Origin of the sequence: Alkalimonas mucilaginosa (genome assembly GCF_036327005.1) — a bacterium.
Taxonomy (GTDB): Bacteria; Pseudomonadota; Gammaproteobacteria; order Enterobacterales; family Alteromonadaceae; genus Alkalimonas; species Alkalimonas mucilaginosa.
In genome coordinates this window covers 67,204-92,060 of record NZ_JAUGZK010000006.1, presented here as the reverse complement: position 1 = coordinate 92,060, position 24,857 = coordinate 67,204, and the positions used below count along the sequence as shown (strand labels likewise).

General features: G+C 51.4%; 24 protein-coding genes. 15 read left to right on the top strand and 9 right to left on the bottom strand.

From position 1 onward, the window contains the following. Positions 1 to 18: 18 nt before the first annotated feature. On the bottom strand, positions 19 to 690 hold the full coding sequence (gene rnt, locus QWF21_RS09885; RefSeq protein ID WP_330087886.1) for a ribonuclease T: 672 nt from the start codon (positions 688 to 690) through the stop codon (positions 19 to 21). A 115-nt stretch (positions 691 to 805) separates the two neighbouring features. On the opposite strand from rnt, the gene QWF21_RS09880 reads away from it, so the two are divergent. Next, complete coding sequence (locus QWF21_RS09880; protein WP_330087885.1) at positions 806 to 1,681, top strand: flagellar protein MotY; 876 nt, start codon at positions 806 to 808, stop codon at positions 1,679 to 1,681. Here QWF21_RS09880 and QWF21_RS09875 read toward each other — a convergent pair. The 4 genes from QWF21_RS09875 to mnmC all read right to left on the bottom strand — a co-directional run bounded on the left by QWF21_RS09875 (position 1,678) and on the right by mnmC (position 5,057). Then, entirely contained in the window at positions 1,678 to 2,025 is a 348-nt protein-coding gene (locus QWF21_RS09875; RefSeq protein WP_330087884.1) for a hypothetical protein, read from the bottom strand. The two genes, QWF21_RS09880 and QWF21_RS09875, sit on opposite strands and share 4 nt — an antisense overlap. 83 nt (positions 2,026 to 2,108) lie before the next feature. After that, on the bottom strand, positions 2,109 to 2,510 hold the full coding sequence (locus tag QWF21_RS09870; protein WP_330087883.1) for a response regulator: 402 nt from the start codon (positions 2,508 to 2,510) through the stop codon (positions 2,109 to 2,111). Beyond that, entirely contained in the window at positions 2,503 to 3,132 is a 630-nt protein-coding gene (locus QWF21_RS09865; RefSeq protein WP_330087882.1) for a response regulator, read from the bottom strand. The genes QWF21_RS09870 and QWF21_RS09865 overlap by 8 nt, the downstream gene beginning before the upstream one ends. A 62-nt stretch (positions 3,133 to 3,194) precedes the next feature. After that, positions 3,195 to 5,057, bottom strand: coding sequence for a bifunctional tRNA (5-methylaminomethyl-2-thiouridine)(34)-methyltransferase MnmD/FAD-dependent 5-carboxymethylaminomethyl-2-thiouridine(34) oxidoreductase MnmC (mnmC, locus tag QWF21_RS09860; RefSeq protein WP_330087881.1), 1,863 nt, complete (start codon positions 5,055 to 5,057; stop codon positions 3,195 to 3,197). 169 nt (positions 5,058 to 5,226) lie between these two features. Here mnmC and fabB point away from each other — a divergent pair, with 169 nt between their 5' ends. The 10 genes from fabB to purF all read left to right on the top strand — a co-directional run bounded on the left by fabB (position 5,227) and on the right by purF (position 17,436). Further along, positions 5,227 to 6,441 carry a beta-ketoacyl-ACP synthase I gene (gene fabB, locus QWF21_RS09855; protein ID WP_330087880.1) on the top strand — a complete coding sequence of 405 codons (1,215 nt, stop codon included), beginning with the start codon at positions 5,227 to 5,229 and terminating at the stop codon, positions 6,439 to 6,441. 73 nt (positions 6,442 to 6,514) lie between these two features. Next, on the top strand, positions 6,515 to 7,630 hold the full coding sequence (locus QWF21_RS09850) for a 4-phosphoerythronate dehydrogenase (RefSeq protein WP_330088012.1): 1,116 nt from the start codon (positions 6,515 to 6,517) through the stop codon (positions 7,628 to 7,630). A gap of 30 nt (positions 7,631 to 7,660) precedes the next feature. Then, positions 7,661 to 8,680 (top strand): aspartate-semialdehyde dehydrogenase, encoded by a 1,020-nt coding sequence (locus tag QWF21_RS09845; protein WP_330087879.1) that lies wholly within the window; start codon positions 7,661 to 7,663, stop codon positions 8,678 to 8,680. Positions 8,681 to 8,922: 242 nt separating this feature from the next. Next, the gene (locus QWF21_RS09840; RefSeq protein WP_330087878.1) at positions 8,923 to 11,448 is read left to right on the top strand and encodes a FimV/HubP family polar landmark protein; all 2,526 of its coding nucleotides are present in this window, start codon (positions 8,923 to 8,925) and stop codon (positions 11,446 to 11,448) included. 129 nt (positions 11,449 to 11,577) lie between these two features. Then, the gene (gene truA, locus QWF21_RS09835; RefSeq protein WP_330087877.1) at positions 11,578 to 12,372 is read left to right on the top strand and encodes a tRNA pseudouridine(38-40) synthase TruA; all 795 of its coding nucleotides are present in this window, start codon (positions 11,578 to 11,580) and stop codon (positions 12,370 to 12,372) included. 138 nt (positions 12,373 to 12,510) lie between these two features. Then, positions 12,511 to 13,371 (top strand): acetyl-CoA carboxylase, carboxyltransferase subunit beta, encoded by an 861-nt coding sequence (gene accD / locus QWF21_RS09830; protein WP_330087876.1) that lies wholly within the window; start codon positions 12,511 to 12,513, stop codon positions 13,369 to 13,371. Between the two features lie 19 nt (positions 13,372 to 13,390). Then, positions 13,391 to 14,677 (top strand): bifunctional tetrahydrofolate synthase/dihydrofolate synthase, encoded by a 1,287-nt coding sequence (folC, locus tag QWF21_RS09825; RefSeq protein WP_330087875.1) that lies wholly within the window; start codon positions 13,391 to 13,393, stop codon positions 14,675 to 14,677. Next, positions 14,674 to 15,327 carry an SPOR domain-containing protein gene (locus QWF21_RS09820; RefSeq protein ID WP_330087874.1) on the top strand — a complete coding sequence of 218 codons (654 nt, stop codon included), beginning with the start codon at positions 14,674 to 14,676 and terminating at the stop codon, positions 15,325 to 15,327. Before folC ends, QWF21_RS09820 begins: the two co-directional genes overlap by 4 nt. A gap of 58 nt (positions 15,328 to 15,385) precedes the next feature. Then, entirely contained in the window at positions 15,386 to 15,874 is a 489-nt protein-coding gene (locus QWF21_RS09815) for a CvpA family protein (protein WP_330087873.1), read from the top strand. Between the two features lie 44 nt (positions 15,875 to 15,918). Beyond that, a complete protein-coding gene (purF, locus tag QWF21_RS09810; RefSeq protein WP_330087872.1) occupies positions 15,919 to 17,436 on the top strand; it encodes an amidophosphoribosyltransferase in 1,518 nt (505 codons plus the stop codon). A gap of 60 nt (positions 17,437 to 17,496) precedes the next feature. Here purF and QWF21_RS09805 read toward each other — a convergent pair whose 3' ends face one another. Next, entirely contained in the window at positions 17,497 to 18,096 is a 600-nt protein-coding gene (locus QWF21_RS09805) for a Yip1 family protein (RefSeq protein ID WP_330087871.1), read from the bottom strand. A 228-nt stretch (positions 18,097 to 18,324) separates the two neighbouring features. On the opposite strand from QWF21_RS09805, the gene miaE reads away from it, so the two are divergent. Both miaE and QWF21_RS09795 read left to right on the top strand, forming a co-directional pair. Beyond that, positions 18,325 to 19,098, top strand: coding sequence for a tRNA isopentenyl-2-thiomethyl-A-37 hydroxylase MiaE (gene miaE / locus QWF21_RS09800; protein ID WP_330087870.1), 774 nt, complete (start codon positions 18,325 to 18,327; stop codon positions 19,096 to 19,098). Between the two features lie 100 nt (positions 19,099 to 19,198). Next, positions 19,199 to 19,369, top strand: a complete 171-nt coding sequence (locus tag QWF21_RS09795; protein WP_330087869.1) for a hypothetical protein — start codon at positions 19,199 to 19,201, stop codon at positions 19,367 to 19,369. A 58-nt stretch (positions 19,370 to 19,427) separates the two neighbouring features. Here QWF21_RS09795 and QWF21_RS09790 read toward each other — a convergent pair whose 3' ends face one another. Beyond that, a complete protein-coding gene (locus QWF21_RS09790) occupies positions 19,428 to 20,165 on the bottom strand; it encodes a UDP-2,3-diacylglucosamine diphosphatase (RefSeq protein ID WP_330087868.1) in 738 nt (245 codons plus the stop codon). Then, positions 20,158 to 20,652: a peptidylprolyl isomerase gene (locus QWF21_RS09785; protein ID WP_330087867.1), complete on the bottom strand. Its 495-nt coding sequence runs from the start codon at positions 20,650 to 20,652 to the stop codon at positions 20,158 to 20,160. Before QWF21_RS09785 ends, QWF21_RS09790 begins: the two co-directional genes overlap by 8 nt. A gap of 121 nt (positions 20,653 to 20,773) precedes the next feature. On the opposite strand from QWF21_RS09785, the gene cysS reads away from it, so the two are divergent. After that, positions 20,774 to 22,174 (top strand): cysteine--tRNA ligase, encoded by a 1,401-nt coding sequence (gene cysS, locus QWF21_RS09780; RefSeq protein WP_330087866.1) that lies wholly within the window; start codon positions 20,774 to 20,776, stop codon positions 22,172 to 22,174. A 166-nt stretch (positions 22,175 to 22,340) separates the two neighbouring features. Next, positions 22,341 to 23,912, top strand: a complete 1,572-nt coding sequence (locus tag QWF21_RS09775; protein WP_330087865.1) for a methyl-accepting chemotaxis protein — start codon at positions 22,341 to 22,343, stop codon at positions 23,910 to 23,912. A 60-nt stretch (positions 23,913 to 23,972) separates the two neighbouring features. Here QWF21_RS09775 and folD read toward each other — a convergent pair whose 3' ends face one another. Further along, positions 23,973 to 24,833, bottom strand: a complete 861-nt coding sequence (folD, locus tag QWF21_RS09770) for a bifunctional methylenetetrahydrofolate dehydrogenase/methenyltetrahydrofolate cyclohydrolase FolD (protein ID WP_330087864.1) — start codon at positions 24,831 to 24,833, stop codon at positions 23,973 to 23,975. Between the last annotated feature and the right edge of the window lie 24 nt (positions 24,834 to 24,857).

Sequence of the window (24,857 nt, the reverse complement as noted above, 5' to 3'; positions counted from 1 at the left end):
CCGCCGCGGCGGTTTTTTTTATGCTGGGGTACCGGCAGATTCTTCTGTCGAAGGCTCTAAGCTTTTGGGCAATGGCCAGCCACCCAGTTGCTGCCACTGATTGACGATGTAACAAAACAGCTCTGCTGTCCGCTCCGTATCGTACAAGGCACTGTGCGCTTCCTTGTTGTTAAAGTCAATGCCAGCCTGCTTACAGGCTTTTGACAGCACGGTTTGCCCGAGTGCCAGCGCGGACAGGCTGGTGGTATCAAAAGAGACAAAAGGATGAAATGGGTTGCGTTTTAAATGGATGCGCTCGCAGGCCGCATTAAAAAAGCCCTGATCAAAAGCTGCGTTGTGTGCCACGATCACAGAGCGCTGACAACCTGCCGCTTTTTGCGCCTTGCGCACAGCTTTGCAAATTTCGGTAATGGCTTCACGCTCTGGGACAGCGCCACGCAATGGGTGGTCTGGATCTATGCCATTAAAAGCCAGCGCACTGGGTTCGAGATTGGCTCCAGCGAATGGCTCCACATGAAAATGCAGGGTTTGAAGCGGCTGCAACATACCCTGTTCATCCATCGTCAGCAAGGTGGCGGCGATTTCCAGTAAAGCATCGGTCTTGGCATTGAAGCCGGCAGTTTCGATATCAATCACTACTGGGAAATAACCCCGAAAGCGTTGTGCCAGCAAAGTAGTTGATTGTGCCATAGAGCCGCCTGCTATAATTAAAAGTCGCAGTATGCCAAAAAAAACAGTGTAAATCTCGTCCCGGCATGGTGTTTGCTAGGTTTTTACTCAGATTTATTACCAAGGATATCGCTGTATGCGGTTTATGCTTTCACTCTCGGTTTTTTTGCTTTGCAGTCCGTTGGCGTTTGCCGGGCAAAGTTATATCCGGCAATATTCTGCCGGCCTGGAGCAGTCGGAGTGGCAGTTACGGCACAACACACCGCTACGCTGCGAAATCAGCCATTCGATCCCTGGTTTTGGTGAAGCCATATTCCACAGTGAAGCCGGCAAAGAGCTCAATCTTTGGTTTGAGCTGAAAATGCTACAGCAACCTGATGGTTATGCGTTGGCTGAAGTGCTGTCTTTACCACCACACTGGCGGCCTGGTGAGCAAGCCCGGGCAATTACCAGCATGCGGTTATTAAAGCAATTTGACGGTGATTTACCCAAAGAGTCAGCCTGGACCATGTTGCATGAGCTGGAGCGCGGCTACCAACCGACCTTTTATTTTTCTGACTGGTATCGGCCAGAAAATAAAGTCGTGGCCAGTTTAAACCCGGTGCAGTTTCCTGCTGTGTATCAGCAATTCAATCAGTGTGTGTCTGCCTTGTTGCCTTATCGCTTCGATGACATTGCTTTTACTGTATTGAGTTATGAGGTGGGGGGCGATCAACTTACCCGTGAGTCCAGACGACGCTTGGCGGTGATTGCCGAGTATCTGAAGCATGATGATGCGATTGAAGTGGTGCAGATCCAGGGGCATACCGATACTTATGGTGGCCGCTGGATGAATGAGGAGCTGTCGGTGCGCCGGGCTGAAAAGGTAAAAAGCTTTTTTGTCGAGGCTGGGCTGGCTGAAGCGCGGATCGAAGTGGAAGGTTTCGGTCAGCGCCGCAATGTGGCACCCAATCAGCGACTGCAGGACAGAGCCATTAACCGGCGCGTAGTAGTGCAGATGAACCGGCCTTAATGACTTGTGGCCTGTACCATCATATCGACCTGACGCCAGTCTTGCTGCTCGGAGATAATCAGCCGGATCTGCTGCTCAGCTTGAACATACACCAGCTCCAACTGGCCGTAGCGACTTTTCTGCTCGGCTGGGGCGCCTAAAGCATCCAGGTAAAACTGTTGCAGTTGCTGTTGGCTTTGGCGACTGAAATAGGTCAGAACAGCAGGCAACTTATCATCCAGCCGGGCAAACTCACGCGCATCTTGCGGTCTGGGCCATTGCTCAAAGTCAACGGCAGCTGACGCCACCGGTACCATCAGTAGTAAAGCCAACAGCATGGCAGGTCGAGTGAAATAATGCGTCATGGTTTTTCTTCCTTATTCTCTTTAATTCAAGGCCTTAAGCATGGAGAGTTCCGCCGGGGAGCAGCAGCATCGACGGCAACGGATTATTGTGCACGAAAACGCTCGTACAATCGCAGAGCCGCCAGAATTTTATCACCAGTAAAGGGTTTAACAATAAAGCTGGCAGCACCATCGGCCATGCTCTGTCTGACATTGTCGAGGGTGCTGACGCCACTAACCATCACAATAAAGCAGTCCGGCTTCAGCGCTTTGAATTTTTTTAACAGCTCCAGACCAGATGCATCCGGTAACTCAATATCTAAGAAGACAATAGCCGGCAACTGCAGGCTAAATAAGTCCATCGCCGCAGCTGCTTTGCTTGCATTGAAAAAGGTATAGCTTTTATGACTAACTTTGCCGCTTTGGCAAATCGCCATAATGTTATTACGCAATAGTTGACGGGTATAGTCCACATCATCCACCAGTAAAATTTTGTGTTCAGCCATGGCTTGCTTCCTGCAACAGCTGACTTAATTTAGTAACCAGTGGTGCGAAGGAAGTTACCGGTTGTTGTTGCTCTATAGCTTGTTGCAGCCGATTGGCGGCGGTGCTGATTTCAGGGTAACCAAAACTACCGGCTGAGCCTTTAAGCTTATGACTCAGTCGTTGCAGCTCTTGCCAGTTCTGCTCCAGGTGGCAACGGCTTAACTGAGTGTGTAGCCCAGGCAAGCTGTGCAAAAATTGCTGTAGCAGTTCCGGTGCCACCACCAGTGGGACTGGTGCTTTGTAGCTGTGTTGTTGCAGCAGCTGGTATACATCTTGTTCTTGCAATGGTTTGGTGAGTACTGCAGTGAAACCATCCGCGGAGACTGGATCGGCTGACATGGCGTATATAGGACGCTCGTAACCCAGTTGTCGTAGCAAGGTCATCGCCTGAATACCGTCACAGACTGGCATCTGAATATCCATCAGTAGCACATCGAACTCATAACTAAGCGCCAGGCTGACCGCCTCTTCACCATTGGCTACGGCAGTGACCTTTGCGCCCAGCGCCTCACAGTGCATCTGCAGTAATTGCCTTAAAAACTCATCATCCTCGGCCAGGATCAAGCGAGTGGTTTCCGACATCGGGATACCTTGCTGCTAAGCTTATGGTTATATTGCGGTAAATTTATACCGGAAACAAGTTTTTAGCACTGAAAACGTGCAGCACTTAGCATCTGTTGCCAATTGAGTGGCAACGGGCTTGGCTCTTGTGCCAGCTTAGCTGCCAAAGCCTCTGCCAGCAGGGGGGCAAACAACAGGCCACGTGCTCCCATTCCGGTCAGCACCTGGCAGCTTCCCTCTGGTATAGACCAGGGGCCATAAAGTGGCCGGTGATCTGGCACTGTCGCGCGAACACCGGCCCGCGATTCAATCACCTGAATGGCCGACATCCAGGCCGGTTGCTGCAGGCTGTTGTTAACCAATGCCAGATTATCCGCATCATCAGTTGGTAGTATTTCGTCACTGCTGCGACTGCGATCAAAGGTCGCGCCAATGGCCTGCAATCCTTGCCAACTGGGTGTGATATAGCCTTTGTGGCAGAGTACTGTCTTTAACTGGCTCAGGGGCTCTGCTGCAACGTAGCTAACCTGGCCGCGAATACCGCGCAGTGGCAGAGGCTGCATCCCTAGCAATTGATTGCTTTGGTGGCCCATGGCCACAACCAGATGTTCCGCCTGCTGAACCGGACGGTTACTGCTGTGTAGGCACCAACCGTTGTTGCTTGCCTTCAGTTGCTCAATCGGCCACTGGTAGTGGATCTGCATACCCGGCTGAGTTGCCAGGTAGTGAGCCGCCGCCTGACAAAATTGCTGTGGACTTACCCAGCCAGCGTTTGGGTACCAAATGCCCGCAAAAGGCAAGGTCAGGCCAGCCAGCTCGCTGGCTTGCGGCGCTGTCACCGCTTGCACCAACTCTGCCGGCCAGTAACTTGCCAATTTATCCAGCCGTTTTTGCAACTGAGGGGTGCAAGCCTGATGCAGTACACCACACCAACTATGTGGAAACTCAAAAGTGCTCTGGCAACGGGAAAAAAACTGGCGTGCAAAACCAAAGCAACTGGCCTGGATCAGGCTGGGAGCTGACAGCTCCGCATGCAGATTAGGGTAGAGTGCACCCTGACGATTTTTGGAAGCACCTTGTGCCGGGCTTGCATCTGCACAAAACAGTTGTACCCGAATACCTTTAGCCAGCAGGGCCAGACTCAGGCTGATGGCTGCAATGCCCCCGCCAAGAATGGTGACTTCCCGGGCTGGTGCCGGTAGTGAAGGCTGGTCATCAAGTCCGGGAAAATACGCTGTCAGCATCTCACGCTTTCGGCCAAAGCCTTTGACTTTGGTGACATGAAAGCCAGCCTGCAATAAGCCACGCTTCACTACTCCAGCAGCAGTAAAGGTTGCTACTGTGGTACCTGCCTTGCTGTGTCTGGCCAGTTGTTGAAAAAGAGCATCCTGCCACATCTCCGGATTTTTACTGGGAGCAAAGCCATCCAGGAACCAGGCATCGACGGCAATTGCCGGGTCGCGTTCAGGCAAAGTGTCCAGCACATCGCCGAGCCAGAGATCCAATATCACAGCACCGTGGTCAAATATCAGCCGGTGACATCCCGGAGTTGCTGGTGGGTATTGTGTCAATAAGGCTTCTGCTGGCTCACTCAGTGCGGTCAATGGGGCAAGAGCCTGGGCCAGATCCTGTTGGCTAAGAGGAAACTTCTCAAAACTGGTGAAATACAGACGTTTACAGCCTGCACTCGGGTGCTGTTGGCGGAATTGACGAAACCTGAGCCAGGCCAACAAAAAATTGCAGCCGGTACCAAAACCTGTTTCGGCAATATGAAAAAATGCAGCCGGATGTTTTAACCAGCGCTCAGGCAACTGGTTGTGTTGTAAAAACACATAGTCGGTTTCTGCCAGGCCACCATCATTGGAAAAATAGACATCGTCAAAGCTTTCAGCGACAGGTGTACCCTGAGCATTAAAATGGATCTTAGCGTGTTGAACTACTTTCATCAGAACCCTGGCAAAATACTTGTAGTTTTGCTGCCAAGACGACAAAATAGCCGTCAGTGTACAGGTGTTCGCTGAAAGCGGACCACTTGGCAGGCAAAAATTCGTAAAATAGCCACAAATTATAGTGCAATCAGGGTCGGTACTGCGAGTACCGTGACAGGAGTAAACCATGAAAAGAGCCGTAATAACCGGCATGGGCATCGTGTCCAGCATTGGCAACAATCAGCAGGAAGTGTTGGCATCGCTGCAGGCTGGACGCTCAGGCATCACTTTTTCTCAGGAGTTTGCCGATATGGGCTTACGTTCACAGGTCTGGGGTGATCTGAAAATTGATCCTTCCAGCCTGATTGATCGCAAAGCCATGCGCTTTATGGCGGATGCCTCTGCCTATGCCTACATCGCCATGCAAGAAGCTATGGCCGATGCCGGCCTGACTGCCGAGCAGATATCAGACCCCCGCATTGGCCTGGTGGCTGGTTCTGGCGGAGCCTCGTCCAAAACCCAGGTGGAAGCGGCAGATATTTTGCGTGAAAAAGGTGTCAAGCGGGTTGGTCCTTATGCGGTGCCTAAAACCATGGCCAGTACCTGCTCCGCCTGTCTGGCTACCCCGTTTAAAATCAAGGGCGTTAATTACTCCATCAGTTCTGCCTGTGCCACCAGTGCTCACTGTATTGGTCACGCCGTCGAACTGATCCAACTGGGCAAGCAAGACATCGTTTTTGCCGGTGGTGGCGAAGAGCTGCATTGGACGCTTGCGATGGAGTTTGATGCGATGGGAGCTTTGTCCACCAAATACAACGAGACGCCGGAAAAAGCTTCCCGTACCTACGACGCGAATCGTGATGGTTTTGTCATTAGTGGTGGCGGTGGCATGGTGGTAGTAGAAGAGCTGGAACATGCGTTGGCACGCGGTGCTACTATTATTGCCGAAGTGGTAGGGTACGGCGCTACCTCGGATGGCTTTGATATGGTTGCCCCAAGCGGTGAAGGCGCGGTACGCTGCATGCAGATGGCCATGCAACAGCTGGATGGCCCGATCGATTACGTCAATACGCATGGCACCAGTACCCCGGTAGGGGATGTCAAAGAGCTGGCTGCGATTCAGCAAGTTTTTGCTGGTCAGTCGCCAGCTATCAGTGCAACCAAAGCCATGACTGGCCATTCACTGGGTGCTGCCGGCGTGCATGAGGCGATATACTCCTTACTGATGCTGAAACACCAGTTTGTGGCACCTTCGATCAATATCGAGCAACTGGATGAAGCGGCAGCAGGTTTGAACATCGTAACCAACATGACCCAATGCGAGCTGAATACCGTGATGTCAAACAGCTTTGGTTTTGGTGGAACCAATGCAACGCTGGTGATGAAACGCTACCAGGGGTAGAATAGCCACAGGTGACTTTTCGAAAAAACCACCGCTGGCCGGTGGTTTTTTTATGCGCAAGGAGCAAGCCCTGATGATCATTTATGCCGATGACAACATGCCGTATGCCGAGCAGTTTTTTGCCGGCTTGGGTGAGGTTCGTATGTTTGCGGGGCGCTCTGTGCAGCCAGAGCAATTGCACGATGCCGATGTGTTGCTGGTGCGTTCCATTACAGCAGTGACCCAGGATCTGCTGGCAAGAGCAACACGGTTACGCTTTGTGGGTACTGCCACCATTGGTACCGATCACATTGATCTGGCGTATCTGGCCAGGCAGAACATTGCTTTTAGCAGTGCGCCAGGCTGCAATGCCAGAGCCGTGGTTGAATACATCCTAAGCAGCCTGTTCTGTTTGGCTGAACGTTATCAGTGGTCATTAACCGATAAAGTGATTGGTATCGTTGGTGTAGGCGCTATTGGTCAGGCTCTGACCGAGGTGCTGCAGTTGCTGGGTTGCCAGGTACTGCTGTGCGATCCGATACGAGCAGAGCAAGAGCCGGATTTCCCACACCTGGCTTTTGAAACTATCATTGCGCAGGCCGATGTACTGAGTTTTCATGTACCCCATAGCACTTCTGGGCCTTACCCGACCCATCATCTGGTGAATGCTGCCAGCTTGCAGCAACTAAAACCGGATTGTGCCTTATTAAATGCATGCCGTGGTGCTGTGTTTGATAATCAGGCATTGCTGGCTGAGGCACAAAGTGGTGGGCAGCGACCGTTGGTACTGGATGTCTGGGAGCAGGAGCCGGCTATTTTATTACCATTGTTACCTTATCTGGATATTGCGACAGCTCATATTGCAGGTCATAGCCTGGAAGGCAAAGCCAGGGGCACCGAATACCTGTATCAGCAACTGTGCCGGCAGTTGGCAATACCTGTCCAACACAAGCTTGACGACTTTTGTCCGAGACCTGCAATCTCTGCAGTGCAAATAACTGAAAATTTTGGGCTTCCAGATGTCCAAAATCTGTTCAGATTGGTATATGATGTACGACGGGATGACGCATTATTACGTCATCACATTCACAAGCAAGGGTTTGACTGGCTCAGAAAGAATTATCCAGCCCGGCGCGAATGCAGCACCATTCAGCTGTCAGGGGCAGGGGTGCCTGACTGGCTGTATCAAATTGGCTTTAGCCGAACATAGCGAGCATTAGCAAGAAGAGGAAGAGATACTATGGCTCAGCAGTACAATGTTGCCGTTTTGGGTGCTACCGGCCTGGTTGGTCAGCACTTAATCGAACTTCTGGAACAGCGTGACTTTCCAGTCAATCAATTATTCCCTTTGGCCAGCAGTCGCTCTGCCGGCAGCAAGGTCACTTTCCGTGGTAAAAAGGTAACCGTACTGGATGTTGAGCAATTTGACTGGACACAGGCTCAAATTGGCTTGTTCTCAGCAGGCGGCAGTGTATCAGCGAAGTATGCCCCTAAGGCAGCGGATGCCGGTTGTGTGGTGATCGACAATACCTCGCATTACCGTTACGAGGCGGATATTCCGCTGGTGGTGCCAGAGGTGAATGCAGCTGCTTTGGCAGATTTTCGCAACCGCAATATTATCGCCAATCCGAATTGCTCTACGATTCAGATGTTGGTGGCATTGAAACCGATTTACGATGCTGTTGGCATCAGCCGTATTAATGTGGCTACGTATCAGTCGGTCAGTGGTGCAGGCCAGCAGGCGGTGGAAGCGCTGGCGCATGAAACGGCTCAGTTAATGAATGGCCGTCCTATTGAAGAAAAAGGTCAGTTTAGTCGTCAAATCGCTTTTAATGTGATTCCGCAAATCGATGTGTTCCTGGACAATGACTACACCAAAGAAGAGATGAAGATGCACTGGGAAACCCAGAAAATCTTTGGGGATGACAGCATAGCGGTCAATGCTACTGCGGTTCGGGTACCGGCTTTTTATGGTCATGCCGAAGCCGTTCACATTGAAACCCGCCAGCCGCTTGATGCTGAGCAGGCCAAGGTGTTGCTGGCCAATGCGCCTGGTGTGGTGTTGCTGGAGCAAAACGAGGATTTCCCAACTCAGGTCAGCCATGCGGCTGGTCATGATGAAGTCTTTGTCGGGCGGGTGCGTAAGGATATTTCGCATGAGCTGGGACTTAATCTGTGGGTGGTGGCAGACAACATCCGCAAGGGTGCAGCGACCAATAGCATTCAGATTGCTGAGCACTTGATCCGTGACTACCTGTAAGCTCTGGATCTGAGCATGAAAAAGCCGACCTTGTGTTGGCTTTTTTTTGGTCTGCAGCTGTCGCTTGGCTGGCAGCAACTTAAGTTCTGTTTTATAGTGCCGTTAAAGAACGGATGGAATGGTGTTTGCATAGGTTCTGTCAACGATTAGTAAGCATTCGATGCGGGAATTATTCCGTGGCGGTGGGAAAGCAGTGATTCCCTGGTAAACCCCGGCCCGGCCGGTTGGATTAGGAAGCATACATGCAGCTCTGGCGAATTCTTTTTCTGATTTGTCTTGTCAATATTTCGACACTTGCTGTCGCCAGTGATGGCGGCACCAGCATTCGTGGGCCCAGAGCTACGGATCAGCAAAGTCGTCTGCAGCAATTAGGGCCAATTACACCGACAGATACCTTATGGCGGCTGGCGCAGCAAGTGCAGCCCGAGGGTACGGATATGTATCAGGTGATGTATGCCCTGTACCTGAAAAATCCACATGCTTTTTTAGATAATAATTTCAACCATCTACGTACAGGCGCCATGTTGGAAGTGCCTAATTTACGTGAGATCCGTGCTGTCGACCCTGCCGTAGCCCGGCAAAAATCAAGTGCCGATGATGAAAGCTGGGCCCGCCGGATGCGAGCGGCCAGACAAACTGCAGCCGAACCTGCGGCAGAAGCGCCCAGCCAGCAATTGCAGCAAGCCGTCGAGCGGTTGGAGCAAGAGCAGCAACAACAGCTGCAGCAACTTCGCCACCGCTTTGGCGAGTCTATGTTGTTGGTTGAAAGCATTATGGAAGACAACCAAAGCTTAAAGCATAGCCTGGGATCGCTACAGCAGCAGTTGGATGCGCTGAAAGAACAGATGGCACAAGATGCCGAAATGCAGCGTGAGCTGGAACAGATGGTCCGTTTGCAAGCCGAGTGGATGGCACAGCAGCAAGCTCAGTTGGAAGCGGATGCTGAGCGTGGCTTTGCCGCATCCTGGCAACAGCTTGCCGCCAATCCGGCATTTTGGGTGTTGTCTGCATCGGTGCCTGCACTGGGTGTATTGCTGGGTTTACTATTTTGGATTAAGCGGCGTAGTAAGCGTGCTGAGGCAACTATCGAAGCCGCTACCTCCGAGCCTAAAACGGCGGCGAACTACCAATCGCCATTGCCTGAGGTCGATGACAATCTGGATATTGACGACTCCTTGTTTAGCCTGGACGACTCGTTGCTGGATGATGCCTTTAATGAAGAGATGGACGATAGTCCGGTCGATTTAACGGATGATCTGCTGGATGATGAAGTGCTGTTGGATGATAGCAGCATCCAGGAGGATAGTTTGTTTGATGACGATGATGCCTTGTTGGATGATGATTCGTTACTCGACACAGATTTGTCCTCAGATACTGCCTCAGCAGGAACTACTGAGCTGGATGAGGCTGATGCTTCGGATGCCTTTGATCCGGATAATATCTTATCTGGCAGCGATCTCGACTCCTTATTTGCAGAGTCTGATGAGACTGAGTCCGTGCTGGATGATACTTCGGATGAGCTGGAGGATGAGCTGCTGGAAGAAATTGAGCTGGATATTCCAGAAGACGAACAGGAGCTCATGACGGATCAGGAGCTCACGGCCGGGATAGATACAGAGCTTGAGACCGACCAGGAACAGCCGGAAATTGAGGGCTTAGCAGAGGATTTGGTTTCTGACACTGACTTTTCACCAGAGCAGGAGCTGTCGGCAGATCTGACGGATTTACTGGCGGATGAACCCACAGAAACTGCAGATACAGAACTGGTACAATTTAACAGTACAGAGCTGGATGCATTTGCTGAAAGTCTGGTTGAAGAAAGTCTGGAGCAGGAGCTGGATGAGCAAACGATGCCACCAGAGCAGGAACTGGCAGAAGAGCTGTCTACCGATGCTTTTGATGAAGACATGAATGATGCCGATATAGACGCCTTATTAGCAGATAGCAGCACCAGCGACAGCTCTGACGAGCTGGAAGAGCAGCAACTGGAGGCTGCAACGGAGGCTGAATACCTGAATGACTATGCGGATCTTGAAGATGATTTCCCATCGGATGTGCCAGTTGAGCCTGAACAGGAAGCTCCAAACCTGACCGAGCAAGATGATAACTCGGTGCAGCCACCTTCGGCCGCCAGTCTCTCCGTTGAAAACCCGAGTGAAGTACTGGAACAGTATCCTGAACTGGAGCTGAGTGCTGAAGAGCCTGCCAGTGGCTCGGACACCAGTGAAGCCGAATATACAGCGGATGGCGACTTTGACGATGCCATTCTGGCAGAGCAAGAGCCAGCGGAGGATATGTCCGAAGATGCCATCGAAGGGATCCAACTGGATGATGACGATACAACGGATTTCGACCAACTGCTGTCCGAGCTGGAACAAATGGCGGAGCGAGTCTCGGAGCATGAAGATGGCACGCCGGATGTAACCGAGCCTCTTACCGATGAAGCAACCGCAACTGAACGCCTGGTGTCCGATGACGACTTTCAGGATATTGACCAGCTTTTGGCTCAAGCGGCGGACAAATCACTGCAGCCGCAAGAGCCAGAGTTTGATACTGAGCTGGAAGATGAGCCGCAGGGGCCGGGGCTTGATGCCGTGGCCGGATTGGATGATGAATACGCAGCTCAGTTGGATTTGATCCATGCCTATCTTGAAATGGATGATGTCGAAAGTGCAGAGCAAGTCATCAAAGAGGTGATGAACTCGGATGCACCGGAAGCGATTAAACAGGAAGTCAGTCAGTTGCATCCAAACACCAAAAAAGACTAATACCCTCGGGAACCCTGTCCGCTTAGCATGGCTGGGCAGGGATTACTTGCATAGGGTATAATCCTTGTATCACTAAACCAGGCGGTTGCGACCTTGCCTGGTTTTTTATGTTTCTTTTATGAGGTGAGCATGCGGATTGCGCTTGGTATTGAATACGATGGCTCGGAGTTTTATGGCTGGCAACGTCAGCAGGAAGTCGCCAGCGTACAGCAACATCTGGAGCAGGCCTTGTCAAAAGTTGCCAATGAGCCAATACTCACTCAGTGTGCCGGTCGTACTGATGCCGGGGTGCACGCGACCGGGCAGGTAGTGCATTTTGATAGCAGTGCCGTACGTTCGGATAAAGGCTGGATAATGGGGACCAACAGCCACTTACCGGCAGGTATCAGTGTGCGTTGGGCCAAAGCGGTGCCTGAATATTTTCATGCCCGCTTTGCTGCTACGGCAAGGCGCTATCGCTACATTATTCTTAACCAGCGATACCGGCCGGCAATTCTACAGGCAGGCTTAAGCCACTACCACCAGCCACTGGATGCAGCACGTATGCATCAGGCCGGACAATGCCTGCTTGGTGAGCATGACTTCAGTGCTTTTCGGGCGATACAGTGCCAGTCAAAGAGCCCAAACCGCTTTGTGCATCATCTGAAGGTGCAGCGGGTCGGCCCTTACGTGGTGCTGGATATCAAAGCCAATGCCTTTGTGCATCATATGGTCCGAAATATTACCGGCTCTTTGTTGGAGGTTGGTATGGGGCGGCAGCCTGTCACATGGCTGGCTGAATTACTGGCCGGTAAAGATCGTACCAAGGCAGCGGCAACAGCCAAAGCTGGAGGTCTGTATCTGGTCGAGGTAGACTACCCGGAAAGCTATGCGTTGCCGCAGTCTGCACCAGGCCCATTGTTTTTGCCTGCGCAACTGGACTGACTACTAAGACCAGTTTTTTATATTAACATACGCCGTTTTTATGCTTTAATAGCTACCGTTTTTCAGAATTTCGGTGCATTTAACACCAAATAAGCAAGGCTTTCCGGTTAAATAACCAAAAGCTGATTAGGAATCGATATGAGTTGGTTAGAAAAGATCCTTCCCCGTACTTCGACTTCTGCACGCCGTAATATTCCTGAGGGCGTCTGGACCAAATGTTCTTCCTGCGATGCGGTATTGTACAAAGCCGATCTGGATCGACAACTGGGCGTTTGTCCGAAATGCGATCACCATATGAGAGTCAGTGCCCGTGATCGTCTTACCATGTTTCTGGATCCGAACAGTACCACAGAGCTGGCTGCAGAGTTAGAACCTCAGGATTTGCTGAAGTTTAAAGACAGTAAGCGTTACAAAGATCGCATTACCGCGGCACAAAAAGAAACCGGCGAAAAAGATGCTATGTTGGTAATGCATGGTCAGCTTAAAGGCATGCCGGTGGTAGCGTCTGCTTTTGAATTTAACTTTATGGGCGGCTCCATGGCCTCTGTAGTGGGCGCCAAGTTTGTCAAAGGGGTGGAGTACGCGATTGAGCATCGGGTGCCTTACATTTGCTTTTCTGCCAGTGGCGGTGCCCGGATGCAAGAAGCTTTACTGTCATTGATGCAGATGGCCAAAACCAGCGCAGCTTTAGCCAAGTTGAGTGAGCAGGGGCTGCCTTATATTTCTGTGCTGACCGATCCAACCATGGGGGGTGTTTCTGCCAGTCTGGCCATGCTGGGTGATATCAATATTGGTGAACCCAAAGCACTGATTGGTTTTGCCGGTCCGCGGGTTATTGAGCAAACCGTGCGGGAAAAATTGCCGGAAGGTTTCCAGCGCAGCGAATTCCTGCTGGATCACGGTGCCATTGATATGATTGTTGACCGCCGCGAAATGCGCGATACAATTGCCCGACTTGTGGCTAAATTTATGCAGTTGCCCACTCCGGAACAGGAGTAACCCAACTGCTCAGGGGTTTATGAGCACCTTCACCTCCCTTACCAGCCAATCGTGCCAGACTCTGGACGATTGGCTTTGCTTTATTGAGCAACAACATCCGCAGCATCAGATCGAGCTTGGTCTGGACCGTGTGCGGCAGGTTGCTGAGCGGGCTGCTTTGCAACAGTTACCTGGCCGGGTGGTATTGATTGCGGGTACCAATGGCAAAGGCACTACCGCACGTTGTATGGAACAATTGTTATTGGCGCAGGGTCATACTGTAGCCGTGTACAGTTCGCCGCATTTGTTGCGGTTTAATGAGCGTTTGCGTGTGAACCAGCAGGATGTCGCGGATGCCGACTGGGTGAAGGCGCTGGCTTTTATTGAACAGTTGCGTCAGGACATCGAGCTGACGTACTTTGAATTCACTACTTTGGCTGCTTTTTATCTGATTAAAGCGTACCAACCGGATGTAGCGCTGATCGAAGTGGGCTTAGGCGGGCGTTTGGATGCCACCAATATTGTTGAGCCCGATCTGAGTGTATTAACCACCATCGACCTGGATCACCAGGACTGGCTGGGCAGTGATCGTGAGAGCATTGGTCGGGAAAAAGCAGGGATTTTTCGGGCTAACAAACCGGCGGTGGTTGCTGAGCTGCAGCTACCAGCCAGTGTTATCGAGGTCGCTGCTAAGCTTGGAACTGAACTCAAATGCGCCGGAGTGGATTTTCATTGGCGGCAACAGGCAACAGCCTGGCATTGGCAAAGTGAGGCTATAACCCTGGCTGAATTGCCGCTGGTGCCAGTGCCATTACAGAACGCTGCCACGGCCTTAAAAGCGCTATTACAACTGAATTTATTGCCACAGCCGGAAACCATTCGTCAGGCGTTGTCGCAAGTGACTTTGCCCGGGCGTATGCAGTGGTTGCAACAACAGCCCGCAGTCTTGTTGGATGTTGCCCATAACCCTCAGTCCATTCAGTATCTGGCAGAGCAACTGCAGCAATTAAAGCCTCGGTTTAAGCGGATCTTTGCACTGTGCGGTATGATGCGGGATAAAGTGAAACCAAGGGCCCTGGATGCGGTGCTTGCATGGGTAGATCACTGGGCGCTGGTAAGTTTGCCGGGACCTCGTGGGGCTGATAGCGCATTATTGCAGGCGATAGTGCCTGCGGACACTAGTCTGCAATGCTATGACGATGTCTCTGCCGGTTATCGACAGCTACTGACGCAGTTGCAACACGATGATTTATTGCTGGTGTTCGGCTCTTTTGTTACTGTGTCTGCCGTACTGAGCCAGACAACACCCCCTGTGGAGGCAAAATGACACGAGCTTTTAAACAACGGTTATTGGGTGCCTGCATTTTAATGATTGCAGCCGTGGTGTTTTTACCAGATTTGCTGGATGGTGAAAAACAGGTGCTGAAAGACGACTTTGAACAAATTCCGGCCCGGCCAGAATTTCAGGGCGTGCAGGAACAACAACTGTTGGATACTGCCACTGTGCTAGCCCGGCGTGAGCAGGCTCTGGCGGAACCACAGGTTGATCTGGAGCCCTCAGATGCGGCGGCAACTCCCACTGACAGCGATGAGTTGCCTTCTCAGCAGTATGCACAGGTGACTGTTGGCGAAGCGAACAACAGCACAGCCACCACTCAGCGTCCCCCAGCGTCAACGGCTGCCTCTGGCTCAGCAAATAATACAACCCAGGCACTGACGGAAAGAGCTTGGACGGTCCGGGTGGGGAGCTTTGGCCGGGTGCAAAATGCCGAAGAGTTGGTAAAACGCCTGAACGATGCTGGTTTTCGTACCTATACCCGGCAAGTAACCAATAGCCAGGGAGTGCAGTTGACCAGTGTTTTTGTCGGGCCGGATCTCCGCCGCGATGCGTTGGAGCAGCGCTTAGCTGAACTGAGAGCCATTGCCCGTGATGATCGTCTGGTGATCAGCAACTACCAGCCGCTGGAAAATAATTAGGCAAGGGCCAGCGACTTTGGTAGAATGCGCGCCGTGATCAGGCATCCTTTGGAATTACATGGTTTGGATTGATTTTGTCATTCTGGCTATTATCGCCCTTTCAACGGTGATTAGTCTGGTGCGTGGCTTTGTCAAAGAAGCGGTCTCTTTGATCGTCTGGATCCTTGCCTTTTTTATAGCCAGTTATTATTACCCTCACCTGGCAGCCTATTTCACCAGCCTGGATGATGAAATTCTCCGTAACGCCCTGGCCATCGCTATTCTTTTCGTATGTTCTCTTATTCTTGGTGCCTTAATTAATTTTTTAATCAGCAAGTTGGTGCAGTCTACTGGCCTAAGTGGTACCGATAGGGTGCTGGGGCTTATTTTTGGGGCTCTGCGCGGTGTCTTGCTGGTCAGTGCGGTGTTATTTTTTGTCGATGCCTTTACCGGTGCCGGTAAAACCGATTGGTGGCAGAACTCCAAACTTATTCCTGAATTCCGATTTATCATTGAGTGGTTCTTCGATTATTTGCAGCATCACTCGAGTTTTATGCAACAGCCCTAATACCTGTTTGTTGTGGGTGATTAGTCTTAGGCGAGGAAAATTCCATGTGTGGTATTGTTGGTATTGTTGGTAAGTATCCGGTCAATCAGGCGCTGTACGATGGCCTGACGGTGTTGCAACACCGGGGACAAGATGCTGCTGGCATCGTGACGGTGGATAACAACACCTTGCGTTTGCGTAAAGCGAACGGTCTGGTGAAAGATGTGTTTCACACCCGCCATATGTTGCGCCTGTCCGGCAATATTGGCATCGGTCATGTTCGTTATCCAACGGCCGGCTCCTCCAGCACTGCCGAGGCTCAGCCCTTTTATGTCAACAGTCCTTTCGGCATCGCTATGGCGCATAATGGCAATTTAACCAACTCAGAGCAACTGACCGAAGAAATTTTCCGTCGGGCGAGACGCCATATCAACACCACCTCGGATTCCGAGATCTTGCTGAATGTCTTTGCGCACGAATTGCAGCAGAACAATACCTTATCATTGACGGCAGAGGATGTGTTTCAGGCCGTTACTGCGGTGCATCGTAAAGTTCGCGGCGGTTATGCCGTGGTATCTCTGATTATTGGCCATGGTTTGGTGGCCTTTCGCGATCCGAATGGTATCCGACCTCTGGTGATCGGTAAGCGTGATACGGAAGCGGGTACTGAGTACATGGTGGCGTCAGAGAGCGTTGCACTCGATACCGATGGTTTTACCGTAATGCGGGATGTGTACCCGGGTGAAGCGGTCTATATCACTGAAGACGGTGAGCTGTTTACCCAGCAGTGTGCTGAGAACCCAGGCTACAGCCCGTGCATTTTTGAGTACGTCTATTTTGCCCGGCCGGACTCCACCATCGACAATATCTCGGTCTATGCCTCGCGGGTGGCTATGGGCACCAAGTTGGGTGAAAAAATCAAACGTGATTGGTCGCATCTGGACATTGATGTGGTGATCCCAATTCCTGAAACCAGTAATGATGCTGCACTGCAAATTGCGCAGGAGCTTGATTTACCTTACCGTCAGGGTTTTGTAAAAAACCGCTACATTGGCCGCACTTTTATTATGCCGGGCCAGGTAGAGCGCAGAAAATCAGTGCGCCGCAAGTTGAATGCCATTCAACAGGAGTTCAAAGGTAAGAATGTTCTGTTGGTCGATGACTCCATTGTACGGGGCACTACCTCGCAGCAAATCATTGAAATGGCTCGTGATGCCGGTGCCAAGAAAGTATACTTTGCCTCTGCCGCGCCAGAAGTGCGCTTTCCGAATGTCTATGGCATCGATATGCCCTCTGCCAATGAACTGATTGCTCATGGTCATGATGTTGACAGTATCTGTGAAAACATCGGTGCTGATGGGTTGATCTTCCAATCACTGGAAGATTTGATTGCGGCTGTTCGTTCGGTCAATCCGGATATTAAGCGTTTCGAAACCTCGGTATTTGATGGGGTTTATGTCACCAATGACATCGATCAGGATTACCTGAACCGGTTGGATCAACAGCGCAGTGATGGGGCAAAGCACCGCAATGCTGCCATGGCGATGGCGACCAATCTGGAAACCTACAACGAAGCAGATTAAGCGTTTGCTGCAAAACACAAAAGCCGCAATTGCGGCTTTTGTGTTATCTGTAAAGGTTCATTAGTGTGTAAAGGCCGGACCAAAGCCGGAACTCCACAAGATGGCAGTACCGGTTAGTACACATACCAGCAGAATCAAACCACAGGTCACCACTGAGCTGGCGTAAATAAAACCACGCTCTTCCGGAATATGCATCAAAATGGGTACTCCTACATACAGTAGATACACCGAGTACGCCAATCCAGCCAGCCCGACCAGCATCACAAACCACAGCTCTGGGTACAAGGCAGCAAAGCCTACCATAAACAAGGGGGTGGAAGTATAGGCTGCCAGCTCCAGAGTTTGGGTATAGGTTGGTTCAGAGCCAAAAGTATGCGCCATCCAATGTGCCAGAAAGGCCAGCGCAAAGACGCCAGCAATCAAGGCAAAGTACATGGCAACTGACAGCATCAGGGCACTGTCCGAGGTTAATTTAATGGTATCACCAACGCCGATACTCCAGCCGATATGCACGGCCGAATAATAAGCACAGATGGATGGAATTAGCGCAATAATCACTATATGCGCCAGGCTGTAACGAAAACTTTCATGGCGCTGGTCGATGGTATGCCACTCTTCTTTCGGGTGGGCATAGAGTCCCCATAGGTGGTTCAATATCATAATTATTATCCTTCACACTGCCTATAACTTAAGCAATTGGTACTGTTGTACCAATCGGGCTATACCAGAGTACCTCCTAGGTATAGTTCAGTTATGGCCAAATTTTGTCCGGTCGTCAAGTTATGTTGCACAAAATTTGATCCGGATCAGTTTTGGCCGCCTGATAGCTGGTTGCTTGAGCTTGAAAACGTTATAATGCCGTTTTTTTACAAAGCTGTAGATGCATTGATGAATACTGCCGAACTAGCTGTGTTGCTGGCTCCCATCCACCAGTTTTTGCACTGCCGAACGCCGGATGTCTGGCTTGAGCGTGCTGCCTTGCCTGAGCAATTACCGGCTTTGTTGATTGACCATATGCATTGCGAGCTAAAAGCAGCGCAAAGTGCTGCTTTGTTAATTCGCCGCTATGCCACAGATAACGATTCTGCTAAATCTTTGCTGGCTTGGCTGAAGCCTTACGAGGACTTTGTCTATCGGAAAGTAGGAGATGGCCATTTTACCCAAAGCAAAAATGCGCTGATAGGTGAACTCCATGCTAAGGGAACGCAGCCCTGGCAACAGCAAGTGCTGGATAAAATGGTGCGCTTGATTAAAGAGGAGTTGCATCACTTTGAGCAGGTACTGGCTTTTATCCGTCAGCGTGGTATTGCCATCCAGCCCTTGAGTGCTGCCGGCTATGCTTCGGGCTTATTGCGGCATGTGCGTAGCCGGGATCCGGCCATGCTGGTCGATAAACTGATTATTGGGGCTTTGATTGAAGCCCGCTCCTGTGAGCGTTTTGCCGCTTTGGCTCCTTTGCTGGATGACGAGTTGCAGCGTTTTTATATCTCTTTGCTGCGCTCGGAAGCGCGTCATTACCAGGACTACCTGCAACTGGCCGCCGACATCAGTGCTGAGCCGATTGATGGACGGGTGCAGCAACTGGCGGCGATTGAAGCGACGCTGATTTTACAGCCCGATGTTGAGTTTCGTTTTCACAGCGGGGTGCCGGTAGCTGCTTAAAAGCTGTGCTGCTTGATAAATAACCAGTTGTCGATTAAGCTTAGCTTCAGCATCGATGGATTATGATGCTTGTGTACGCTACCGGTGAAGGAGACACACCATGAATGCACTACCACAACCGCAAGAGACTGCCCGCAGTTCAAATCAACCCAAAGACCATTACCAACCAGCACGTCGCCATTTTGGTGAGGCGCCATCCTTATTGGCTGGTAATAAACCTTTTAGTGAGCGGCCAGAGTTAGAGCCAACCGCTATCCTCGGCTACAACTAAGTGAGCCGCCAGTTCCGACGGTTGGTTGCTTTGTATGCAGGATCTTACAGCTCGTGCCTTACAGATCCTGAAAGAACAGCTGCCAGTCGTCGGCACTGACTTTCAGATAGCTGGCTTGCTGGTACCAATCACCCAGCACATAGCGCTGGCCAGGCCCTTGCGCCAGGGGGACCTGGTGTACTTTGGGTCGGTGGGTGTGGCCATGGATCAGATGGCGCACTCCAGCTTCTTCCATCACCCGCACCACTTCTTCCGGGGTCACATCCATAATCTGATGGGCGGCACCGGATAACGTTGCTTTATACGCTGCACTTTTACGGCGGGCTTTTTTGGCCAGGTGTTGGCGATACCAGAGCGGCATGGATAACATCAGGTTTTGCCACCAGCGCTGATCCCACCAGCGGCGAAACTTTTGGTAGTCGAGATCCAAGGTACAGAGGCTATCACCATGCATAATCAGGGTAGGGGTACCGTACAGCTCAACGACCTTGTGCGCCGGTAATAACTGCATGCCGGCACTTTCCGCGTAGCGCTCACGTAGCAAAAAGTCACGATTACCGTGAATAAAGTACACCGGTATCTGCTGGCTTAATTGCTTTAGCTGGCTGGCAACCTCGCTGAGCAGTGGTTCCGGGTTATCATCGCCAATCCAGACTTCAAACAAATCGCCTAAAATATAGAGCGCATCCGCCTGTACCGCATCTTGCTGAAGAAACTGCAGGAAAGCGCTGGTGATATCGGCTCGCTCAGCGCTTAAATGCAGATCGGCTATAAACAGTGTGTGCGGCTTAGCCATTCAGCTCAGCGCGCTCAATCACCACCGGCTCGGTAGGAACATCGGCGTGAGGGCCATGGCGACCAGTTTGTACCGCCGTGATTTTTTCCACCACATCCATGCCTGCACTGACTTTGCCAAATACACAGTAGCCCCAGCCCTGGCTGTTTTCTGCCCGGAAGTTCAGGAAGTCGTTATCTGCCACATTGATAAAAAACTGGCAGGTGGCTGAGTGTGGATCCGAAGTACGGGCCATGGCAATGGTGCCAAGAGTATTGGCTACCTGGTTGTTGGCTTCGTTTTTAATGGCTGCTTTGGTGGGCTTTTGCTGCATATCGCTGGTAAAGCCACCACCCTGGATCATAAAGCCCGGGATCACCCGGTGAAAAATGGTGCCATCAAAAAAGCCGTCTTTCACGTAGCTTAAAAAGTTCTCGACCGTGGCAGGTGCTTTGTCGGCGAAGAGTTCCAGCGTAATGACGCCAAAATTGGTATGCAATTGAACCATGGGATTTTCCTTCTAAGAAAAAAAGCCATTGTAGCCTTTTTTTGCCTGTTGCGACATAGCGCGAAAGGGCGGTGCGGTGCTAAACTAGCGCTTTCGTTCAAAGAGCAGGCAGGAGTCACGAGTGCAGATCTTCAATACCCTTACCCGACAAAAAGAGACCTTTCAACCACTGGTCGAAGGTAAAGTGGGTCTTTATGTGTGTGGTATCACGATCTACGACTACTGTCATATTGGCCATGCCCGCACCTACGTGGCTTTTGATGTGATCAATCGCTATTTGCGTTTTTCCGGCTACGATGTCACCTATGTGCGCAATATCACCGATGTGGATGATAAAATCATCAAGCGGGCAGCAGAAAACAATGAAAGTTGCGATGCACTTACCGCGCGCTTTACCAAGGCCATGCACGAAGACTTCGAAGCACTTGGTTTATTGCCTGCGGATATTGAGCCAACCGTTACCGGCCATATGCAGCCGATTATTGAGCTTATTCAGACACTGCAAGACAAAGGTTATGCCTATGTCAGCAAAGATGGCGATGTGCTGTTTGATGTTAGCAAGTACGATGCTTATGGTAAGTTGAGTCAACAGAACCTGGAGATGCTGCAGGCCGGTGCCCGGGTGGATGTCAATGACAACAAAGATGACCCGCTGGATTTTGTGTTATGGAAATCAGCTAAGCCGGGCGAGCCCAGCTGGGAGTCTCCCTGGGGCAAAGGCAGGCCAGGCTGGCACATTGAATGTTCAGCCATGAGTGCCTGCCACCTGGGATCGCATTTTGATATTCATGGCGGTGGCTCGGATTTGCAGTTCCCGCACCACGAAAATGAGATTGCCCAGTCTACCTGTGCTCATGACAGCAAATACGCCAATACCTGGATCCACACCGGCATGGTGCAGGTGGATAAAGAAAAAATGTCCAAGTCGCTCGGCAACTTCTTCACGGTGCGTGAAGTCTTGGCGAAGTACAATGCCGAGTCGGTGCGTTATTTCTTGCTTTCAAGCCACTACCGCAGCCAGCTGAATTACAGTACCGAAAACCTCGAACAGGCGCATGCAGCACTCAGCCGTTTGTACACGGTACTGCGTGATTTGCCGCCAGCAGAAGAAGTCGAGCTGAGTGATGACGAAAGCTTGCAGTATGTCGATCGCTTTCAGCAAGCGATGGATGATGACTTTAATACGCCGGAAGCCTTGCCGGTACTGTTTGAGCTGGCGCGTGAAGCCAATCGCTGCAAAGACACTGATGTAGAAAAAGCACGCCAACTTGCAAGTCTGCTGCATATGCTGGGCGGCGTGCTGGGCATTTTACAAGGCGATGCCGGTGCATTCTTGCAGGGTGGCACAGCGGGTGCTCAGCAACAGGATGATGTGGCCGATATCGAAGCTCTGATCACCAAACGGAATAATGCCCGTGCGGAGAAAAACTGGGCTGCCGCGGATGCGGCCCGTGATCAACTCAGCGCTATGGGGATTATTCTGGAAGATAAAAATGGTGTTACCAGTTGGCGTCGTAGCTAATCTTTAAGAACTTAGCCCCTTGGATTCAGGCCACCAGCAAAACTGGTGGCCTGTTTTATTTCAGCTAGGCTTAATGGAGCCTGTAAGCCTGTCAGAGCAAACTACCTAAAAGGTGGTATACTGTTGATCCGGCGAAGAAAGTTAAAGCTAATTTTAAGGTAGGCGTATGCGCAATAACCAGCCAGTGACACAGCGAGAGCGGACATTTCCTAAAGAACAAAAGCTGATTTCAGCCACAGATACCAAAGGGGTGATTCAATACTGCAACGATGCCTTTGTTGAAATCAGTGGCTTCAGCCGTGAAGAGCTGATTGGCCAGCCGCACAACATTGTACGTCATCCGGATATGCCGACAGGGGCATACCAGGCCATGTGGTCGTATTTAAAGCAAGGCAAGCCCTGGATGGGATTGGTTAAAAACCGGTGTAAGAATGGCGACTACTACTGGGTAAATGCCTATGTGACGCCGGTGCATCAGAATGGCAAAGTTATCGGCTATGAGTCGGTGCGTGTTTGCCCTAAGCGTGACGATGTAGCGCGGGCAGAGGCTTTGTACGAACGTATTCGCACAGGTCAGTCAACTGATACCTGGCTGGCAAAAGCAAAGCGTTGGCTGCAAGTGAGCTGGGTGCCGGCGACAGCGCTGCTGCTGGCTTTTGGCTTGTGGCAATTGGTTGGGGTGGGGGCTGCCGCCGTCTCTTTGGCTGCAACAACTTTGTTGGTGTATGCGCTATCGCAGTGGCAGTGTGCTGCCCGGCTTGGCCGGCTCGACGCTCTTTTGCCTCAAGCTTTTCGGGACCCTTTGGCCATGTTGTCTTACACCGACGCCAAAGGGGTAGAAGCATCTTTTGAGGTTGCTATTTTGGCAGAGCAGGCGCACTTGACTACCGTACTGACGCGCATTGAAGATGCTGCTGAACGGGTGTCTGGTTTTTCTACCGATGCCAAGGTGACGTCTGAGCAAGCCATTGCCCAGATTGGCCGGCAACAACAAGAGACCGAACAGGTGGCAACGGCGATGAATGAAATGACCACCACCATTGCCGAAGTGTCGGTGCATGTACAGGAAACAGCTTCGCAAGCCGATGATGCCGACAAGTTGGCACAATCCGGCTTGCAAATTGCCGGTGATACCCGTGGTGCCATCGTGCATCTGCAGCAGTCGGTCAATCAGATCAGCAATTCGGTGCAGGAGCTGGCTGCACAAACTGGCAGTATTGCTAAAGCCGCGCAAATTATTGAGCAAATTGCCGATCAAACCAATTTGCTGGCTTTGAATGCGGCCATTGAAGCGGCCCGGGCCGGTGAGCAGGGCCGTGGTTTTGCGGTAGTTGCTGATGAAGTGCGGCAACTGGCGGCACGCACGACTGAGTCCACCAAAGACATTCATGGCATTATCACCGAGCTAACCCGTAAAGCCGAAGCGGCTGTGCATGTTGCCGAAGCAGGTAAGGGCGATGCCGACAAAGGTGTCGCTATGGTAGCCGATGCAGAAAAAATGCTGGATGGCATCAGTCAGGCCATTAACAGCATTGCTGCTATGGCAATGCAAATGGCGACTGCCGTCGAGCAGCAGGCGCATGTGGCCGATGATATTAACCGTCAGGTGGTGAGTATTTCTGAACTGGCACAGGACAGCACCGGCAAAGGCCAGCATGCAGCCGACAGTGTGTCCCGCTTGCAAGGTACAGCGCATGATTTAAAAGATTTGGTGCAGCGTTTTAGCCGGCTGCATTAAAGTAAAGCAAAGGCTTTTCTGAAAAAACGCAGCAAGTTGCTGCGTTTTTTTGTACTTAGATTAAGGCTGCTCGTGATAGCGCTCGCAGGCTTCCAGCGTGTTTTCAATCAGACAGGCAACGGTCATAGGACCAACACCACCCGGTACCGGGGTGATAAAAGCAGCGCGCTCGGCGGCTGTAGCGAAGCCAACATCGCCTACCAACTTGCCTGATGGCAGCCGGTTGATGCCAACATCAATCACCAGGGCACCGGGTTTTATCCAGTCACCCGGAATAAAGTCGGGCTTGCCCACGGCAACCACTAAAAGCTCAGCCTGGCGCACATGGTATTCCAGATCGCGGGTAAAACGATGACAAATGGTGGTGGTGCATCCTGCCAGCAGTAGCTCCAATCCCATTGGCCGGCCAACGATATTGGAAGCACCTACTACGACCGCATGCAAGCCTTTAATGTTCTGACCGGTGCTTTCCAGCAGCGCAATAATGCCTTTGGGGGTACAGGGGCGCAGTGCCGGCATCCGCTGGGCCAACCGGCCGATATTGTAGGGATGAAAGCCATCGACATCTTTGTGCGGATGAATGCGCTCTAAAATCAGCGATGCATCCAGTCCGGCTGGTAGCGGTAATTGTACTAAGATGCCATCCACCTCTGGATCCTGGTTCAGTTGATCAACTAAATCCAGCAGTTGTTGCTCGGAGCTGTCAGCGGGTAAATCGTAAGAAAAGGAGCGAAAACCAACTTCGTCACAGCTTTTGCGTTTGCTGCCAACATACACCTGGGATGCCGGATCCTGGCCTACCAGCACCACGGCAAGGCCGGGAGCACGTTTGCCTTGCTGAATTCTGCTTTGTACTTTGGCGGCGACTTTGGCTTTTATCGACTGGGCGACGGCTTTACCATCGATCAACTGGGCGGTCATAACTTTTCTCAGCAAAAGTGAATG

Bases quoted from the DNA above. Each gene is read 5' to 3' on its own strand.
- QWF21_RS09790 (WP_330087868.1), bottom strand. From the start codon at position 20,165: ATGGCTAAGCCGCACACACTGTTTATAGCCGATCTGCATTTAAGCGCT.
- QWF21_RS09865 (WP_330087882.1), bottom strand. From the start codon at position 3,132: ATGTCGGAAACCACTCGCTTGATCCTGGCCGAGGATGATGAGTTTTTA.
- QWF21_RS09785 (WP_330087867.1), bottom strand. From the start codon at position 20,652: ATGGTTCAATTGCATACCAATTTTGGCGTCATTACGCTGGAACTCTTC.
- QWF21_RS09795 (WP_330087869.1), top strand. From the start codon at position 19,199: ATGAATGCACTACCACAACCGCAAGAGACTGCCCGCAGTTCAAATCAA.
- mnmC (WP_330087881.1), bottom strand. From the start codon at position 5,057: ATGAAAGTAGTTCAACACGCTAAGATCCATTTTAATGCTCAGGGTACA.
- purF (WP_330087872.1), top strand. From the start codon at position 15,919: ATGTGTGGTATTGTTGGTATTGTTGGTAAGTATCCGGTCAATCAGGCG.
- QWF21_RS09775 (WP_330087865.1), top strand. From the start codon at position 22,341: ATGCGCAATAACCAGCCAGTGACACAGCGAGAGCGGACATTTCCTAAA.
- QWF21_RS09840 (WP_330087878.1), top strand. From the start codon at position 8,923: ATGCAGCTCTGGCGAATTCTTTTTCTGATTTGTCTTGTCAATATTTCG.
- miaE (WP_330087870.1), top strand. From the start codon at position 18,325: ATGAATACTGCCGAACTAGCTGTGTTGCTGGCTCCCATCCACCAGTTT.
- QWF21_RS09870 (WP_330087883.1), bottom strand. From the start codon at position 2,510: ATGGCTGAACACAAAATTTTACTGGTGGATGATGTGGACTATACCCGT.
- fabB (WP_330087880.1), top strand. From the start codon at position 5,227: ATGAAAAGAGCCGTAATAACCGGCATGGGCATCGTGTCCAGCATTGGC.
- folC (WP_330087875.1), top strand. From the start codon at position 13,391: ATGAGCACCTTCACCTCCCTTACCAGCCAATCGTGCCAGACTCTGGAC.
- QWF21_RS09850 (WP_330088012.1), top strand. From the start codon at position 6,515: ATGATCATTTATGCCGATGACAACATGCCGTATGCCGAGCAGTTTTTT.
- QWF21_RS09875 (WP_330087884.1), bottom strand. From the start codon at position 2,025: ATGACGCATTATTTCACTCGACCTGCCATGCTGTTGGCTTTACTACTG.
- folD (WP_330087864.1), bottom strand. From the start codon at position 24,833: ATGACCGCCCAGTTGATCGATGGTAAAGCCGTCGCCCAGTCGATAAAA.
- rnt (WP_330087886.1), bottom strand. From the start codon at position 690: ATGGCACAATCAACTACTTTGCTGGCACAACGCTTTCGGGGTTATTTC.
- truA (WP_330087877.1), top strand. From the start codon at position 11,578: ATGCGGATTGCGCTTGGTATTGAATACGATGGCTCGGAGTTTTATGGC.
- QWF21_RS09815 (WP_330087873.1), top strand. From the start codon at position 15,386: ATGGTTTGGATTGATTTTGTCATTCTGGCTATTATCGCCCTTTCAACG.
- QWF21_RS09820 (WP_330087874.1), top strand. From the start codon at position 14,674: ATGACACGAGCTTTTAAACAACGGTTATTGGGTGCCTGCATTTTAATG.
- QWF21_RS09845 (WP_330087879.1), top strand. From the start codon at position 7,661: ATGGCTCAGCAGTACAATGTTGCCGTTTTGGGTGCTACCGGCCTGGTT.
- QWF21_RS09805 (WP_330087871.1), bottom strand. From the start codon at position 18,096: ATGATATTGAACCACCTATGGGGACTCTATGCCCACCCGAAAGAAGAG.
- QWF21_RS09880 (WP_330087885.1), top strand. From the start codon at position 806: ATGCGGTTTATGCTTTCACTCTCGGTTTTTTTGCTTTGCAGTCCGTTG.
- accD (WP_330087876.1), top strand. From the start codon at position 12,511: ATGAGTTGGTTAGAAAAGATCCTTCCCCGTACTTCGACTTCTGCACGC.